Raw genomic sequence first — 16009 nt, forward strand, 5'->3', positions numbered from 1 at the left:
GTGTCTTCGAGGAACAAAGGTACTCGGGATGTCGAGTCCGTGGAGAGGGGCTCCGCTCGTTCGATAGCCGAGCGTGACTCAAGCCGTGATCACGCCGTTACGGCTGCCCGGCGTCCTTCTCGCTGACGCCGGCCGAGTCGAACGTGGCGACCTCGTGCAGGACCCGCACCGCGCCCTGGACCAGCGGCAACGCCAGCAGCGCGCCGGTCCCCTCGCCGAGCCGGAGCTCCAGGTCGACCAGCGGCCGCAGGCCGAGCGCCTCGACCGCGGCGGCGTGGCCGGGCTCGGCCGAGCGGTGCCCGGCGACGCATCCGGCGAGGGCGTCCGGGCACAGCGCGGCCGCGGCCAGCGCGGCGGCCCCGGCGATCACCCCGTCCAGGACGACCGGGACGCGCAGCGCGGCCGCGCCGAGGACGAATCCGGCGATCGCGGCGTGCTCCAGCCCGCCGACCGCCGCGAGCACCTCCAGCGGCGGCCTGCCCCGCTCGGGGAGCCCGTGCCGGGCGAGGGCCGCGCGGACGACCTCGACCTTGTGCGCGTGGGTGGCGTCGTCGATGCCGGTGCCGCGGCCGGTGACCCGCTCGGGCGGCAGCCCGGTGAACGCGGCGATCAGCGCGGCGGACGCGGTGGTGTTGGCGATCCCCATGTCCCCGGTGATCAGGCACCGCGCGCCGTGGCCGGCCAGCTCGCGGGCCGTCTCGATGCCCGTCTCGACGGCGCGGCGCGCCTGCGCGCCGGTCATCGCGGGCCCGGCCGTCATGTCCGCGGTGCCGGGCGCGATCTTGCGCCGCAGCAGGCCGGGGGCGTCGTCCAGCTCGGCGGCGACGCCGACGTCGACCACGCTGACACCGGCGCCGACTTGGGCGGCGAACGCGTTGACCACGGCTCCGCCGGCCAGGAAGTTGGCCACCATCTGCGCGGTGACCTCCTGCGGCCACGGGGTGACGCCCTGGGCGTGGACGCCGTGGTCGGCGGCGAACACGGCCACGGCGGCGGGCTCGGGCAGCGGCGGGGGGCACTGCCCGGCCAGCCCGGCGAGCCTGACCGACACCTCCTCCAGGACGCCGAGCGAGCCGGGCGGCTTGGTGAGCCGCGCCTGGTGGTCGCGGGCGTCCCGCATGGCCGCCTCGTCCAGCGGGCCGATGGCGGCGATGGTCTCGTCGATCAGGTTCACAGCGTCCTTCCTGGATCAGATACCGAGTTCGCCCAGCACGCCGAGCAGCCGGTCATTGGACGGACGGTCGCGCACGGCGATCCGCAGCCAATCGGAGCCCAGCCCTGGGAACGTGTCACCGCGCCTGACGGCGTAACCGCGCTGTCTTAGCAAGGCCCTGATGCCGAGGGCATCGGGCACGCACAGGCACAGGAACGACGCTCGCGCCTCAGGGACGACGTAGAGGCCGCGTCCGGTGAGCTCCGCCGCCAGCCGGTCACGCTCCTTGCCGAGTTCGACGGCCCACGCCTCGGCCTCGGCGACGGCCTCCGGTGAGGAGCACGCTTCGACGGCGACGAGCGCGGGAGTCGACACGGCCCAGAGCGGTTGCGCCTCTGCGAGCCGTCCCACCAGATGGGGGTCGGCCAGGATGTACCCAGCGCGGAGCCCGGCGAGCCCCCATGTCTTGGTGAGCGACCTGATGACCACCACGCCCGTGGGGAGCCGGCTGGCGAGGGACTCGGGTTCGCCCGGGACGACGTCCATGAACGCCTCGTCGACGACGACCGTCCGGCCGGGCCTGGCGAGGGCCGCGACGGCCTCGGACGGGTGCAGCACCGACGTGGGATTGGTCGGGTTGCCGACCACGACGAGGTCGGCGTCCTCCGGCACGAGCGCCGGATCGAGGGTGAAGTCCTTGCTGAGGATCACCCGCTCCACCTCGTGCCCGGCGGCCCGCAGCGCGGCCTCGGGCTCGGTGAACTGCGGGTGCACCACCACCGCCCGCCGCGGCGCGAGGACCCGCGCGAGCAGCACGAACGCCTCCGCGGCGCCGGCGGTCAGCAGCACCTCCTCGACGGACCTGCCGTGCCGGCGCGCGACGGCCCGGCGGGCCGGGCGCGGGTCGGGGTAGGCGGCGAGGTCGGCGACCGACGCCCGGATCCGCTCGGCCAGCCACCGCGGCGGCATGCCGGTCCGGACGTTGACGGCGAAGTCGGCGAGCCCGTCGCCGACCTCCGCGTCCCCGTGATGGCGCAGATCGACGTTCATGGGCGGCCCGCCTCGTACTGCCCCGCCTCGTAGCGCCCCGCCCGGTCGTACCCGGCCCCGTGACGCCCGGCCTGACGCTGCCCCGCCTGATGCTGCCCGGCCTGATGCGGCTCGGCCTGGGGTTGTTCCGCCTCCGTGTACAGGAGCGCGTTGACGGCCGCGGCGGCGACCGCGGAGCCGCCCTTCTCCGAGACGTTGCTGAGCTGCGGGAGCCCGCTGGCGCGCAGCGCCTCCTTGGCCTCGCGGGCGCCGACGAAGCCGACCGGCATGCCGATGACGAGGGCGGGCGCGACCCGGCGCTCGATGATCTCGAAGATCGCCTCCGGCGCGGAGCCGACCACCCAGACCGCGCCCGGCCCGACCTCCGAGTACGACAGCCGCACGGCCGCCGCGGACCGGGTGATGCCGGCGGCGCGCGCCATCCGGGCGGCGGCCGGGTCGGCGGCGTGGCAGATCGGCTCGCGTGCGGTGATCCCGGCGGCGACCATGCCCTCGTCGGTGACGATCGGCGCCCCGGCGTGCAGCGCGGCCCAGCCCTGCTGGAGGTGCTCCTCCCTGGTCAGCAGGTCCACCGCGTACTCCAGGTCGGCGGTGGCGTGGATCACCCGCTCGGCGACGGCGCGCCACAGCGGCGGCATCGGCGACAGGTCGACGCGGGACCGCAGGATCTCGTACGACCGGACCTCGATCGGGTGGGGCTGTCGGACGGTCAACTGCGCTCCTCCAGTGCTCCGGATCCTTGCCTCCGGACGGGGTTACCAGGGTTTCACGGCTTGCGGGGCGGTACGTCCGGATCGGCCGCGGCCGGGCGGCGGGGCCCGGCCGGCCCGGCCGGCTCGCCGGGCGGTGCCGGGATCGTCTCGATCGGACGGTCCGTCCGGGACGGCCGCCGCGCCGGGGTCCGGGCGTCCCGCTCGCCCCAGACGACGATCACCGGGTCTCCGGGCTCCTCCGGTGGGGTCAGCCGGGTCGCCTGGAGCCGGACGGCGCCGGGGGTGAAGCCCTGCTCGTCCAGGATGTCCAGTATGACCCGAACATCGGCGGGCGTGGAGAGGGCGACGAGCCGGGACGGCCTGAGCTGCGCGCACACCCGCACGGCCCCCGGCCCGCCCCGGCCGACGAAGACCGCGTCGGGCCCGGGCAGATGGCCGGCCGCCGACTGGACGTCCCCCGACGCCATCGCGACCTTGGCCCCGTGCAGCCGCACGTTCTCCCTGATCCGCCTGCACGCGGCGTAGTCGCGGTCGATGGCGACCACGGCGGCGCCGAAGCGCGCGCACTCGATGCCCACCGAGCCGTCGCCGGACTCCACATCCCACACCATGTCGCCGATCCCCGGGCCGAGCTTGGCCAGCACGAAGGCCCGGACGTCTGGACGCATGCCGGGGCCGTCGCCGAACGCGTCCTCATTCAGGCCCCATCCGGCGGGAGCACGCCGCGGCCCGGCGAACCAGCTCGCCTCCCCCAAGGCGTGACGGTTGTCCAGCACGAGCACCACGTCGGGGTTGTTCCACGGACGAGTGGTCGCCTCCGCCGGACGCACGTACACGACCCGCTCCCTAGGCCCGCCCAAGTCCTCGCAGACCACGAACGAGCGCGGAGTGACCGGGAACAGCGCGCGCGCCAGTTCGGCGGGCCCCGCGCCAGGACCGGTCAGCACCGCCACCTTCGGATGGGCACGGCATGCGTTCACGGCCTGCCGCAGATGCCCGCCCCTGGCTGAGACGACGAGAGCGTCCTCCCAGGGCAGACCCGCCTGGGCGAAGGCACGCGCCACCAAGGGCGTCGCAGGGATCGCGTCCGGCGCATGCCCCTGTTCGAGCAACTCCCGGACGATCCCGAAGTAGCCGGGGTCACCGTCCACGACGACCACGACGTCCTGCTCGGTGACATCGACCCCTTGCAGGGCTTCCAGCACGTCCGTTGCGGCGACCTTGCCGACGTCCGGTGCCAAGGGAAGGCGCTCCAGCAGCGCGGGCTCCCCCACCACCAGCGCGGCGCTCCCCAACACCGCCTGCGCCGCCTCCGAAAGCGGCGAACCATCACAGCCGACGACCGTAAGCATCGCCCTGCCCTACCAATCGCCTACCGTGCCACTCGCCTACGGTGCCACTCGCCTACGGGACACCCGTACCTCACGTCGCCGCCCACCCTGCCCGCAGGGGCGGCTCACCGGGCCATGCGGCCGTACATGCCGACCATGCGCTCGCCGGCCGCGTCGAGCAGGACGACCTGCGCGGCGAGCGGGCTGTGCGGCGCGCCGGCGGCCTCGGCGGCGAGGCGCTCCAATTCCCCGGCCGTCCGGCGGCACAGCTCCCGCCCGCACGGCCCGAGCCGGCCCGCCGCCTCCCACAGCGCGTACGCGTCCTGAGGGGTCGCCACCCGCGAGACCTCCCCGGCCAGCGCGACGCCGCAGTCCATGTCGAGCGTGATCGACTCCAGCAGGCCCGCCGCCCCGCCGAGCACGGCGACCTGCTCGTCCATGCCCGCGACCAGGACGATCTGCGCGGTGCCGTCCTTGACCGCCGTCCCGACCGCCTCGCGCACCGCCCCCGCCGGGACGAAGCAGTCGTCCGGCAGCTTCGGCAGCATCCCCCGGGCGGCGTCGCGCGCGCCCTCCCCGTACAACACGAGCGTCCGTTCCGTTGCGGTCACTGGTACCGTCCCTCCTCATCGTCGGCGACGAGCCTCGCGGAGGCGCCGTCCGCGTGCGGGCCCGGCGCGCCGGGCAGCGGCGGATCGGTCCCGATCCGGCTGAAGACGATCATGTCGCGGCTGACGCCGTCCGCGTCGCGCTCGGCGCCGCGCGCGACGCCCTCCCGCAGGTAGCCGGCCTTCTCCGCGACCCGGATCGAGGCGCGGTTGGTGACCATCGCGCGGAGTTCCACGCGGAACAGCCCGCAGTCGTGCAGCGCCCAGTCGGAGACCAGGCGGAGCGCCTCGGTGGCGTAGCCGCGCCCGCGCGCGCCGGGCCGCATCCCGTAACCGACCTCGGACGTCAGATGGGACCAGTCGACCTTGAACAGCCCTATGGTCCCGATAAGGTCGCCCGTGTAACGCTCTGTCACCGCGAGATGGATGCCCAGACCGAAATGCTGAACCTTGTGGACGCCCTCCTGGAGGAACCAGGCGATGGGCTCGGCTTCCAGCGCAGTCGGGAAGTTCGGCGGAAGGAAGTCCTCCTCGGCGCGGATGACCTCGATCAGCGCGCCGGCGTCGTCCAGGCCGAACGGGCGGAGGACGAGCCGCTCGCCCACCAGGCGCACGGTCCCCTCGAAGGCGTTCACCGGCGCTCCCCTCACGCCGCCCGCCCGGCGCGGGCCGCCCGCACAGAATAGGCTGTCGCGGTGAGCTACCAGCGGCTGTCCCCGGACGAACGGCGCGCCCAGATCCTCGCCGTCGCCCGGCGGATGTTCACCGAGCTGCCGTACTCGGAGGTGTCCACGGCCGCGATCGCCCGGGAGACCGGCGTGCAGCGCGGCCTGATCCACTACTACTTCGGGACGAAGCGGGAGCTCTTCCTCAAGGTCGTCCACGGGCTGACCGCGTCCGCGGCGATGCAGGTCCCGCCGCCGGACGACCGGCTGACGCTGCCCGAGTCCGTCGAGTTGCTGGTGAACCTGTTCCTCGACACCGCCGACCAGAACGCGACCACCTGGTTCGCGGCCCTGGACGCCGAGGGCTTCGGGCAGGACCCGGAGCTCCTGCGGGTCGTCAACCGGTTCAAGGACGAGGCCGTCGAGCACATGCTGGCCATCCTGCGGGTGCCGGAGCCGACCGAGACGCTGCGGGCCGTCCTGCGCGTCTACACCGGGCTGGTGGACGCGGCGACCCGGCAGTGGCTGCAGGAGAAGACGCTCGACCGCGAGCAGGTGCACACGCTGCTCTCCCGGTCGCTGCTGGCGCTGGTCAGCGACATCGGCCCCGCACTGGAGAAAGACTGACCCCGGCCCTCGCCCCCCGGACGGTCAGCGGGGCGGTACGGCGGCGCCGGGGATCGTGAACCAGACGGCCTTGCCGCGGACGGGCGGCCCGAGCCGCGACAGCGTGCGCCGCAGCCCCCAGCGCCCGCCGGACAGCTCCCGGACGATGCTCAGCCCGCGCCCGCAGTCGCCGGACGTCCACGAGTAGCCGGGCAGCGCGGCGTCGGCGAACGCGTCGAAGACCGCGCAGCGCACCTCGCGGACGCACCCCTCGCCGCCGTAGAGCCACAGCTCGTGCGGGCCGTGCTCGCCCGCGTGCTGGTGGGCGTTCGTGGCCAGCTCGCTCACCATGAGCTGCGCGTCGGCGATCGCGTCCGGCGGCGCGCCGAGCGAGGCGAGCGCGTCGCGCAGCACGCGGCGGGCGTGGCCGGCGCAGCCGGGACCGCCCGGCAGCGCCCACACCCAGCCGCGCATGCCGTCGCGCGCGGTGCCGTCGCCGTCCCGCGAGGCGTGCGGCTCGGCGGCGTCCGCGAGGGTCTCGGTCAACGCGACGGTCTCGGTCAGCGCGGCGGTCCCGGTCAGGGCGTCGATCGCGCTGTCGGTCACCGCGGTGCTCTCCGCCATCACGGTGGTGTCCGCCGCCGCGGCGGTGTCCGCAGCGGTATCGGCCGGCGTGCTCTTCACGGGTCCTCCCGCGGTCTACGTGCCCGGACTCCGCGACCGTCCAGCGGTCACTGTCAGTCTCCGGACGGTCACTCGTTCAAGAGTCTCGTGAGATTCTCACGATCGCAACCGTCTTCCCGGAATTCCCCCCACCTTTCCGCCGGGTTCGCCAATCGCGTTGTGACGGGCGTCGAGAGTCGCAAGACTCCACTTCCATGACCTACCGCCCCACCGTCCGCGGCCGCCGCCTCGCGCGGGAGCTCCGCAAGCTGCGCGAGGAGCAGGGCCTCACCCTGCAGGAGGTGGCGGACCGGCTGGACTGGTCGCGAGCCACCGTCTCCCGCCTCGAGACCAGCCAGACCCGCCCGAAGCCCGGCGACATCGCCGACATCCTCGACCTCTACGGCGTCCCGAGCCCGGACCGCGACGCGCTCATCACCCTCGCCCGGCAGGCCGGCCAGCGCGGCTGGTGGACGGCCTACCAGGACGTCTTCGCCGGCAGCTACGTCGCGCTGGAGGACGAGGCCTCGCACATCCGCACCTGGGACCCGCAGCTCGTCCACGGGCTGCTGCAGACCGAGCCGTACTCCCGCGCCGTGATCACGGCGGGCCGGCTGCTGCCCGCCCAGGAGGACATCGAGCGCCGCATCGCCGCCCGCAAGATCAGGCAGGCGCTGCTGGACCGCGCCGACGCGCCCCGCTTCCAGGTGATCTTCGACGAGGCGGTGCTGCACCGCCCGATCGGCGGCCCGGAGGTGATGCGGGGCCAGCTGGAGGCCCTCGCCACCGCCGCGCGGACCCGCCCAACGGTGACGATCCAGGTACTTCCGTACACAGCAGAGGCGCATGCGGGCCTTGACGGACGTTTCACCATATTGTCGTATCCAGACCCCGCGGACCCCGATATCGCCTACGTCGAGGGCACTATGGGCGACGTTTACCTTGAGAGCGCCGAGGAAATAGCAAAGCATAGGGACCGCTTCGATCTCATCGTGGCGCAAGCCCTGTCCCCCGAGGATTCCGCGCACCTCATAGCCGAGGCAGCAAGGAGCAGCCCGTGACCAACCTGCAGCGCGAACTCACCTGTGCCGTCTGGCGCAAGTCGTCCCGCAGCGGAAGCGGCGACCAGTGCGTCGAGATGGCGGCCCTGTCCAGCGACCTTCGCGCGGTGCGCGACTCCAAGGACCCCGCCGGACCGGCACTGGTCCTGACCCCGTCCGCCTGGCGGGGCCTGCTGGACGCGATCAAGGAGAGCTAGCGGCGAATCCCCCCCCCCCCCCCGCGGGCCGCGGCGCACCGCGCCGCGGCCCTCGTTCGCGCCCGGACCGTCCCCGCCGGGAGGCCGACCCCCTACCGGGAAACTAGAACGTGTTCTAGTATCGCCGGTGCGTCGACTACCGGAGGGTGCAACGTGACCGCGGAACTCAAGCTCGGCATCAACGTCGGCTACTGGCAGGGCGAACCCGACGACCAGACCGAGACGGTGCTGGCCGCCGAGCGCTGCGGCTACGACTCGGTGTTCACCGCCGAGGCGTACGGCTCGGACGCGTTCACCCCGCTGGCCTGGTACGCCGCCCGCACGTCCCGGATCAAGCTCGGCACGGCGGTCGTCCAGATGTCGGCGCGCACCCCGGCGGCCACCGCGATGCACGCGCTGACCCTGGACGCGCTCTCCGGCGGGCGGATGATCCTCGGCCTCGGCGCGTCCGGGCCGCAGGTCGTCGAGGGCTGGTACGGGCAGCCGTTCCCGAAGCCGCTCGCCCGCACCCGCGAGTACCTCGACATCGTCCGGCAGGTCTGGCGGCGCGAGGGCCCGGTGACCAGCGAGGGCCCGCACTACCCGCTGCCCTACCCCGGCGGTGCCGGGCTCGGCAAGCCGCTGAAGTCGATCGTCCACCCCGTCCGGCCGGAGATCCCCGTCTACCTGGGCGCCGAGGGCCCGAAGAACGTCGCGCTCTCGACCGAGGTCGCGCAGGGCTGGCTGCCGCTGTTCGTCGACCCGGAGCAGATCGACTCCGTCTTCGGCGCCTCGCTCGCCGACCGCCCGGACGGATTCGAGATCGCCGCGACCGTCACCACGATCGTCACCGACGACCTCGCCTCGGCGCTGGAGTTCGCCAAGATGCCGCTGGCGTTCTACATCGGCGGCATGGGCGCCAAGGACCGCAACTTCCACCTCGACCTGATCGGCCGGCTCGGGTTCGCGGAGCAGGCCGCGCGCGTCCAGGAGCTGTTCCTGTCCGGCCGCCGCGACGAGGCGATCAAGGCCGTCCCGGACGAGCTGGCCGACGCGATCTCGCTGCTCGGCCCGCTCGGCCGGATCAAGGAGCGGCTCCAGCTCTGGCGCGACAGCCCCGTCACCACCCTGCTGATCGCCGGCGTGCGGGACGAGCCGACCCTCCGCGCCATCAAGGACATGGCCGAGTCCTGAGCCGCGCCGCCGCCGTGCCGCCGCCGCACCGGCCGGTGCGGCGGCGACGGTCTCAGCCGGCCGCGCCGGCGACCTCCAGCAGGTCGACGATCTCGAACGGGCCGGAACGCTCACCGAGCGTGGGGCCTCCCGTTGAGGAGAATCCGGGATGCGAGGAGTCGACGGATTCCATCGCCCTGATTGTGATCACGGTAGACCAGAACTGGGCTTGTCAGAATGTGGATAACAATTTCCATATTCTCACGACTTGCCGTTGATAAGGCTCTGTCGCGGCCAATGTCGGGATTACCCTGGGCGGGCGCGCACGATGATCGCCGGAGCGGCCGGACGCCGTGGACCGCGAGGTGACCGCATCCGGCCCCGCCGACCGTCCGGCCGACTGAGATCGACTCCACAGCGCGCCGCGGAATGGAGGGCGCGCCCCGGGTGCTGTACGGGAGGCACCAGCGAGACGCGAACTGGAGATGGGACAGATGTCCGCGCAGCAAGACGCCGCCCGCCTGCTCGTCAGGACCCTTGAGGCGGAGGGCGTCGAATACGTCTTCGGCATTCCGGGCGAGGAGAACATCCATTTCGTCCATGCTCTGAACGACTCCTCGATCCGCTACGTCCTCGTCCGGCACGAGCAGGGCGCGGCCTTCATGGCCGAGATCTACGGCCGCCTCACCGGCCGCGCGGGCGTGGCGTCCGCGACGCTCGGCCCCGGCGCGATCAACCTGCAGCTCGGCGTCGCCGACGCCACCACCAACAGCACGCCCGTCGTCGCGATCTCCGCGCAGGTCGGCCTCGACCGCATCTACAAGGAGTCGCACCAGGTCATCGACCTCGTGTCGCTGTTCCGGCCGATCACCAAGTGGTCGGAGCTGGCGCCGCGCGCCGAGGCGCTGCCCGAGATGGTGCGCAAGGCGTTCAAGACCGCGCAGACCGAGCGCCCCGGCGCGGTCTACCTGGCCATCCCGGAGGACGTCGAGGCGGCGAAGGTCTCCGCCGACCTCGCGCCCCTCCCGCTGAACGTCGTCCGGACGCAGGAGCCGTCGGCGTCCCAGATCGCCCGCGCCGCCGACGTGCTCGCCCTCGCGCGGCGGCCGATCGTCCTCGCCGGGCACGGCGCGACCCGCGCCGGCGCGGGCGACGCGCTGGTCCACTTCTCCGAGCGCCTCGGCCTGCCGGTCGCGACCACCTTCAACGGCAAGGGCGTCTTCCCGGACGACCACCCCAACGCGCTCGGCGCCGTCGGCTTCATGCGGCACGACTACGTCAACTTCGGCTTCGACGAGGCGGACGTCCTGATCACGGTCGGCTACGAGCTCCAGGAGTTCGACCCCGTCAAGATCAACCCGGCGGCGGACAAGAAGATCGTCCACATCCACCAGTTCCCCGCCGAGGTCGACGACCACTACCCGGTCGCGGTCGGCGTCCAGGGCGACATCTCCCGCTCGCTGCACGCGCTCGCCGACTCCGTCCACCGCCGCTTCGACGTGAACGGCACCGGGCGCAAGATCCGGGAGATGCTCCGCGAGGAGCTCGCCGAGGGCGCCACCGAGGACGGCTTCCCGCTCTCGCCCCGCCGCATCGTCGCCGACGTCCGCGCCGCCATGGGCCGCGAGGACATCGTCCTCGCCGACACCGGCGCGGTGAAGATGTGGATGGCCCGCATGTACCCGACCTACGAGCCGAACACCCTGATCGTCTCCAACGGCCTGTCCTCGATGGGCTTCTCCGTCCCGGGCGCGATCGCCGCGAAGCTCGCGCACCCGGACCGGAACGTCCTCGCCGCGACGGGCGACGGCGCGTTCCTGATGAACTCCCAGGAGCTGGAGACCGCCGTCCGCGAGAACGTCCCGATCACCGTCCTGATCTGGGACGACTCCGCCTACGGCCTGATCGAGTGGAAGATGGACCTCGACCTCGGCACCAGTTCCCACATCGCGTTCGGCAACCCGGACTTCGTGACGTACGCGGAGAGCTTCGGCGCCCGCGGGCACCGCGTGGAGTCCGCCGGCGACCTGCTCCCCACCCTCCGCAAGGCCCTGGCCGAGGACGCGGTCTCCGTCGTCACCGTCCCCGTCGACTACTCCCACAACCTGCAACTGACCGACAAGCTGGGAGAACTGACCGACCCCTTCTAGCCGCGCGGTAAGGGGCCGCTTTCGGCCCTCGGCGATCTTGGTCTCTCATCGCGGGTCGCGTACGCGCCCGTCCACCGCAACGAGGAGCTGGAGCCGCGCATCCGCGTGATCGCCCGGCGCCTTGTCGAGGCGGCGCTGGAGTCCGGCGCGTTCGACCTGGTCACCGAGATCGCCGCGCGGCTGCCCACCGGCGGCTTGCGGCGCTGGGCGATGTGAGGGTCAGGCGCGGCAGAGGATTTCGCCGTGGGTGACCGAGTACCAGCCGTCCTCGGCGGCGGACCATTCCTTCCAGCCCTCGTAGATGCGCTGGAGTTCGTCGCGGGTCGCGTGGCCGCCCGCGACGGCGTGGTCGGCGACCGAGGAGTTGATCAGGCGGCCGCCCCAGGACTCGCTCCACCATTCGCGCTCCTCGGGGGTGGCGTAGCACCAGGCGGAGGCGGTCGCGGTGACGTCGGTGAAGCCGGCGGCGCGGGCCCAGGAGACCAGGCGGCGGCCGGCGTCGGGCTCGCCGCCGTTGCCGCGCGCGACCTTGTAGTAGACCGGCAGCCAGGCGTCCATGGCGGGCGGCTCCGGGTACCAGATCATGGTGCCGAAGTCGGCGTCGCGGGCGGCGACGACGCCGCCCGGCCGGGCGACGCGGCGCATCTCGCGCAGGGCCTGGACGGGGTCGGCGACGTGCTGCAGGACCTGGTGGGCGTGGACGATGTCGAAGGTGTCGTCGGGAAAGTCCAGCGCGTGGACGTCGGCGACCGCGAACTCGACGTTGGACGAGGCCGCCGTGCTCTTGCGGGCCTCGGCCAGGACGGTCTCGGCGGCGTCGGCCGCGACGACGCGGCCGGGGGCGACGCGTTCGGCCAGGCCCGCGGTGATGGTGCCGGGGCCGCAGCCGACGTCCAGGACGGACAGCCCCGGACGCAGGTGCTCGATCAGGTAGGCGGCGGAGTTCTCGACCGTCCGCCACTGGTGCGAGCTCAGGACGGTCTTGTGGTGGCCGTGGGTGTAGGCCGGCATCGGGATCACCTCTCTGTGTCCGGTGCCCGAACACTACGACCTGTTCTCAGAGTTTGAGAAGTACGTATCGATATATGAGACACAGAGGCATGAGAAAAGGGGATCGAGGGCGCCCTCGATCCCCTTCTCGTCGGTGCGTCAGGCCGCCACGGCGATGCGGCGGGCGGGCACGGGCCGCTGCCGCACGGGCAGGGCCTCGACCGGGGCCAGCGCGGGCGCGGGCTCGGCGTAGGCGTTCAGCGACGCGTGCGAAAGCTCGGTGAGCCACGGCTCCACGACGGTCCGCTCGGCGGGCCCGTCGAGCCGCGGGTGGGAGAGATGGAACGTGCCGGTCGCTGCGCTCATGCCAACACCCCTTCCTTGAACCCCGGTGGGCCGCTCCTGTGCGGGTGCCACCGGTAGCCACATACCCCTAAGTACGTCATTACAAGCCACTCGGTTCGACGCCTGTTCCCAGGTGTCGCCCAAATCACGTGGTCAACGCTACGGGGCGGGTCTGACATTTTCGAATGCATATTCGACCGGCCGGGGCGGATCGGCCGAACGGTCGATCCCCGGAGCCCGCGGCGGGACGTACCCTGCATGACCGTGAACGACGTCGGGGCAGGGCTGGACCGCATCCACTCGGTGGGCGGCTGCGTGGTGCGCATCGCCTACGCGGGGTTCGCCGGCCTGTTCCTGCTGCTCTGCCTCGTCTACGCCCTCCAGGACGCGCCCGCCCTGTGGATGGTGGTCGTCGCGGCCGTCGCCAACGCCGCGGCGGTCTCCCGGCGGCTCGTCCCGTGGGCCGTCGGGGCGGGGGCGCTGTCGGCGTTCACGACCCTCTACCTCGGGACGGCCGTCCGGCCGCCGTTCACGACCCCGAGCGTGTTCGCCGAAATCGGCGGGCTGCTGATCGTGATCGCGCGGGTGGTGTGGAAGGCGCGCCGGGAGGAGCTCCTCCCGCCGGCGCTGCTGCTCGGCGCGGCGGTCCTCGCGACCCCGCTGCGCTGGTCGGCGCTCGCCGCGGCGCTGTTCACCGCGCCGCTCGGCATCACCGTGTCGGTCTCCCTCGGCGTCGGCCTGTACCTGCGGGCGCTGGACGCGCGGCGGTCCCGGTCGCTGGCGGCGGCGCGGCGGGACGAGCGCCTGGAACTGGCCCGCGACCTGCACGACTTCGTCGCCCACCATGTGACGGGCATCGTCGTCCAGGCGCAGGCGGCGCGGTTCGCGGCGCAGGCGGGCGCGGGCCAGAAGCCCGAGGACCTCGACCGCATGTTCGGCGGCATCGAGAAGGCGGGCACCGAGGCGCTGACGTCGATGCGCCGCATGGTCGGCCTGCTGCGGGACGCGCAGCACGTCAACGCGCCGGACGGGGACGCCCTCGCGGACGGCGGCTCCGCCACCCGTCCCGTCGGCGACCTCGCGCAGCTCCGGGAGCTCGTCGCCGGGTTCACCCACCCTCCGGCGACGCTGACGCTCGCGCCCGACCTCGGCACGCTGCCGCCGGAGGTGGCGGCGTCGGCGCACCGCGTCGTGCAGGAGGCGCTGACCAACGTCCGCAAGCACGCCGCCGACGCCGAGGCCGTCCGGGTCACCCTCACCAGGACCGGCGGCGGCGTCGAGGTGGCGGTGCGGGACGACGGGCGGGGCCGCGGCCGGATGCTGCCGTCCGGCGGGTTCGGGCTGACCGGGCTGGCCGAGCGGGTCGGCGCGCTCGGCGGCCGGCTGCGCGCGGGTCCGCGCCCGGAGGGCGGCTGGGAGGTCGTCGCGCTGCTGCCGGCCGGGGAGCGGTGACCGGTGCGTTGCTGACAGAATCGGCCCCGTGGCCATCCGCGTACTCGTCGCCGACGATCAGGAGATGGTCCGGACCGGGTTCCGGATGATCGTCGACTCGCAGCCCGACATGGAGGTGGTCGGGGAGGCCGCCGACGGCGCCGCGGCCGTCGCGCTGGCCCGCCGGCTGCGCCCCGACGTGTGCCTGTTCGACATCCGGATGCCGACGATGGACGGCCTGGAGGCGACCCGCGCGCTGGCCGCGCCCGGCGTCCCCGACCCGCTCCGCGTCGTGATCGTCACCACGTTCGACATGGACGAGTACGTCTACGGGGCGCTGCGCGGCGGCGCGGTCGGGTTCCTGCTGAAGGACAGCGGGCCCGCGCTGCTGGTGGAGGCGGTCCGCGCGGCGGCGAACGGCGGGTCGCTGGTGTCGCCGTCCATCACCGTCCGGCTGCTGGAGCGGCTGGCGCGGCCCCGCCCGTCGGCCGCCCCGCCGCGCGAGCCGCTCACCGACCGGGAGCTGGACGTGGTCAGGCTCGTCGCGCGCGGCCGGACGAACGAGGAGATCGCCGGGGAACTGTTCGTGTCGCTGTCCACGGTCAAGACGCATCTCGGGAGCGTCCACCGCAAACTGGCCACCCGGAACCGGGTGGAGACGGCCGCCTGGGCCTGGGAGTCGGGCCTCATGACCTGACCGGGAGCGGACGGCACGAGGCAGGCACGCGCGGGGGAAGGATCACGGCACTGGCACCGGAGTCGCTGGACGGGCTGCCCGTCGCCGCCCTCGTCGTCTGGGCGCTGTGCGCGGCCGGCTGGGCCGCCGTCCTCGTGGCGCTGCGCCGCGGCCTGCACGGGCCGGAACGCGGACCGGCCCTGTTCGCGCACGTCGCGACCCCCGCCGGCAGCGTCCTGCTGTTCTCGCTGATCGGGTTCGGATCGCTGTACGGGACGATCGCGCTCGCCGCCCAGTGGTGGGCGCTGCTCGCGGTGACCGGCCTCCGGCCGGAGCGGCTGCTGGCGACCGGCGGTCTCGGCCGGCTCGCCTCGTGGGCCGCCGTCACCGCCGCGTTCGCCTATACGGCCGCCGGATTCGTGTTCCACGTGTGACGATCCGGTAAGGGCCGCGAACCCGCGCGGGGTCGCGCATGTCAAACGTACGTAGTATCCAAAGCAACCAACCGCAAAGGCCAAGGGAGGTGCATCATGCCGTGCGCGCTGTGCGGCGACATCATCCCGACGGAGGTCGACCGGTGCCCGGCCTGCGGTGCCTGGGCGCGGCGCCGCGACTTCCGCGCCGTCGGCGTGGCCGTGTTCATGCTCCTCGGCTTCAACGCGTTCGTCGCGCTCGGCGCGGGGATCAGCCTGCTCAGGCTCGCGCACCCGCTGCGCGGGGCGACGCATGACAGCTACGACGCGGTCGCCACCGGCAGGGCCCTCGCCCCCTACGCGGACGTGTTCACGATCGGCGTGATCATGGCCGTGGTCACCGGGCTCCTCTACCTCGTGTGGCTGTGGCGGGCGTTCCGGCAGTCGCCGGGCCCGCACCGGCACCACCGCGCCTGGGTCCTGCTCGGCTGGGTCCTGCCCGTCGTCAACCTGTGGGTGCCGCCCCGGGTGGTCTACGAGGTGTGGGTGAACAGTGGCCGGTACCGGACGGCCGAGCGCCAGGCCGCCGCGCTCGTCGTGGCGGCCTGGTGGGTCTGCGCCCTGCTCGGCCTGCTCCTCGGCCGCGCGTTCACGCACGGCAGCGTCGACACCCTCGCCGAGGCGCGCTTCGACGTCCACGTCGGCGTCGCCGCCGCCGCGTTCCAGGCCCTCGCCGCCTCGCTCTGCATGGCGACCGTCTTCCAGATCACCCGCCTGCAGCTCGTGCGGGAGAGCTGACCGGAGG

18 protein-coding genes are annotated in these 16009 nt (G+C 73.3%); 9 read left to right on the forward strand and 9 right to left on the reverse strand.

Features of this window, described 5'->3' with window-relative positions; genetic code table 11:
- Window positions 1–97 precede the first annotated feature (97 nt).
- From cobT to ABFX46_RS23660, 6 genes are all read right to left on the reverse strand, one after another.
- A complete protein-coding gene (gene cobT / locus ABFX46_RS23635) occupies window positions 98–1174 on the reverse strand; it encodes a nicotinate-nucleotide--dimethylbenzimidazole phosphoribosyltransferase (RefSeq protein ID WP_346045236.1) in 1077 nt (358 codons plus the stop codon).
- 15 nt (window positions 1175–1189) lie between these two features.
- Complete coding sequence (gene cobC / locus ABFX46_RS23640; protein ID WP_346045237.1) at window positions 1190–2203, reverse strand: Rv2231c family histidinol phosphate aminotransferase CobC; 1014 nt, start codon at window positions 2201–2203, stop codon at window positions 1190–1192.
- Window positions 2200–2916, reverse strand: a complete 717-nt coding sequence (locus ABFX46_RS23645; RefSeq protein ID WP_346045239.1) for a precorrin-8X methylmutase — start codon at window positions 2914–2916, stop codon at window positions 2200–2202. Before ABFX46_RS23645 ends, cobC begins: the two co-directional genes overlap by 4 nt.
- A 53-nt stretch (window positions 2917–2969) precedes the next feature.
- Entirely contained in the window at window positions 2970–4268 is a 1299-nt protein-coding gene (locus ABFX46_RS23650; protein WP_346045241.1) for a bifunctional cobalt-precorrin-7 (C(5))-methyltransferase/cobalt-precorrin-6B (C(15))-methyltransferase, read from the reverse strand.
- A 104-nt stretch (window positions 4269–4372) separates the two neighbouring features.
- Window positions 4373–4858 (reverse strand): hypothetical protein, encoded by a 486-nt coding sequence (locus tag ABFX46_RS23655; RefSeq protein WP_346045243.1) that lies wholly within the window; start codon window positions 4856–4858, stop codon window positions 4373–4375.
- The gene (locus tag ABFX46_RS23660) at window positions 4855–5490 is read right to left on the reverse strand and encodes a GNAT family N-acetyltransferase (protein WP_346045245.1); all 636 of its coding nucleotides are present in this window, start codon (window positions 5488–5490) and stop codon (window positions 4855–4857) included. Before ABFX46_RS23660 ends, ABFX46_RS23655 begins: the two co-directional genes overlap by 4 nt.
- A gap of 60 nt (window positions 5491–5550) precedes the next feature.
- On the opposite strand from ABFX46_RS23660, the gene ABFX46_RS23665 reads away from it, so the two are divergent.
- Window positions 5551–6147, forward strand: a complete 597-nt coding sequence (locus tag ABFX46_RS23665) for a TetR/AcrR family transcriptional regulator (protein WP_346045247.1) — start codon at window positions 5551–5553, stop codon at window positions 6145–6147.
- Between the two features lie 24 nt (window positions 6148–6171).
- Here the strand turns inward: ABFX46_RS23665 and ABFX46_RS23670 are convergent, their stop codons facing one another.
- Window positions 6172–6810, reverse strand: coding sequence for an ATP-binding protein (locus ABFX46_RS23670; protein ID WP_346045248.1), 639 nt, complete (start codon window positions 6808–6810; stop codon window positions 6172–6174).
- 194 nt (window positions 6811–7004) lie between these two features.
- Between ABFX46_RS23670 and ABFX46_RS23675 the strand changes: the two genes are divergently transcribed.
- The 4 genes from ABFX46_RS23675 to ABFX46_RS23690 all read left to right on the forward strand — a co-directional run bounded on the left by ABFX46_RS23675 (window position 7005) and on the right by ABFX46_RS23690 (window position 11349).
- Window positions 7005–7850: a helix-turn-helix domain-containing protein gene (locus tag ABFX46_RS23675; RefSeq protein WP_346045250.1), complete on the forward strand. Its 846-nt coding sequence runs from the start codon at window positions 7005–7007 to the stop codon at window positions 7848–7850.
- The gene (locus ABFX46_RS23680) at window positions 7847–8047 is read left to right on the forward strand and encodes a DUF397 domain-containing protein (protein WP_163060489.1); all 201 of its coding nucleotides are present in this window, start codon (window positions 7847–7849) and stop codon (window positions 8045–8047) included. Before ABFX46_RS23675 ends, ABFX46_RS23680 begins: the two co-directional genes overlap by 4 nt.
- A 153-nt stretch (window positions 8048–8200) precedes the next feature.
- Entirely contained in the window at window positions 8201–9220 is a 1020-nt protein-coding gene (locus ABFX46_RS23685; RefSeq protein WP_346045252.1) for an LLM class F420-dependent oxidoreductase, read from the forward strand.
- Between the two features lie 473 nt (window positions 9221–9693).
- On the forward strand, window positions 9694–11349 hold the full coding sequence (locus tag ABFX46_RS23690) for an acetolactate synthase large subunit (RefSeq protein ID WP_346045254.1): 1656 nt from the start codon (window positions 9694–9696) through the stop codon (window positions 11347–11349).
- A gap of 219 nt (window positions 11350–11568) precedes the next feature.
- On the opposite strand, the gene ABFX46_RS23695 is transcribed toward ABFX46_RS23690, so the two are convergent.
- Both ABFX46_RS23695 and ABFX46_RS23700 read right to left on the reverse strand, forming a co-directional pair.
- Window positions 11569–12360 carry a methyltransferase domain-containing protein gene (locus tag ABFX46_RS23695; RefSeq protein WP_346045256.1) on the reverse strand — a complete coding sequence of 264 codons (792 nt, stop codon included), beginning with the start codon at window positions 12358–12360 and terminating at the stop codon, window positions 11569–11571.
- Window positions 12361–12498: 138 nt separating this feature from the next.
- Window positions 12499–12705 (reverse strand): hypothetical protein, encoded by a 207-nt coding sequence (locus ABFX46_RS23700; protein WP_346045258.1) that lies wholly within the window; start codon window positions 12703–12705, stop codon window positions 12499–12501.
- Window positions 12706–12948: 243 nt separating this feature from the next.
- On the opposite strand from ABFX46_RS23700, the gene ABFX46_RS23705 reads away from it, so the two are divergent.
- From ABFX46_RS23705 to ABFX46_RS23720, 4 genes are all read left to right on the forward strand, one after another.
- The gene (locus ABFX46_RS23705; protein WP_346045260.1) at window positions 12949–14136 is read left to right on the forward strand and encodes a sensor histidine kinase; all 1188 of its coding nucleotides are present in this window, start codon (window positions 12949–12951) and stop codon (window positions 14134–14136) included.
- Between the two features lie 28 nt (window positions 14137–14164).
- A complete protein-coding gene (locus tag ABFX46_RS23710) occupies window positions 14165–14812 on the forward strand; it encodes a response regulator (protein ID WP_346045262.1) in 648 nt (215 codons plus the stop codon).
- Window positions 14813–14946: 134 nt separating this feature from the next.
- Complete coding sequence (locus tag ABFX46_RS23715; RefSeq protein ID WP_346045264.1) at window positions 14947–15225, forward strand: hypothetical protein; 279 nt, start codon at window positions 14947–14949, stop codon at window positions 15223–15225.
- A 96-nt stretch (window positions 15226–15321) separates the two neighbouring features.
- On the forward strand, window positions 15322–16002 hold the full coding sequence (locus ABFX46_RS23720; RefSeq protein ID WP_346045265.1) for a DUF4328 domain-containing protein: 681 nt from the start codon (window positions 15322–15324) through the stop codon (window positions 16000–16002).
- The last annotated feature ends 7 nt before the right edge of the window (window positions 16003–16009 follow it).

The organism is Actinomadura chokoriensis, assembly GCF_039529475.1.
GTDB classification, from domain to species: Bacteria; Actinomycetota; Actinomycetes; order Streptosporangiales; family Streptosporangiaceae; genus Spirillospora; species Spirillospora bangladeshensis.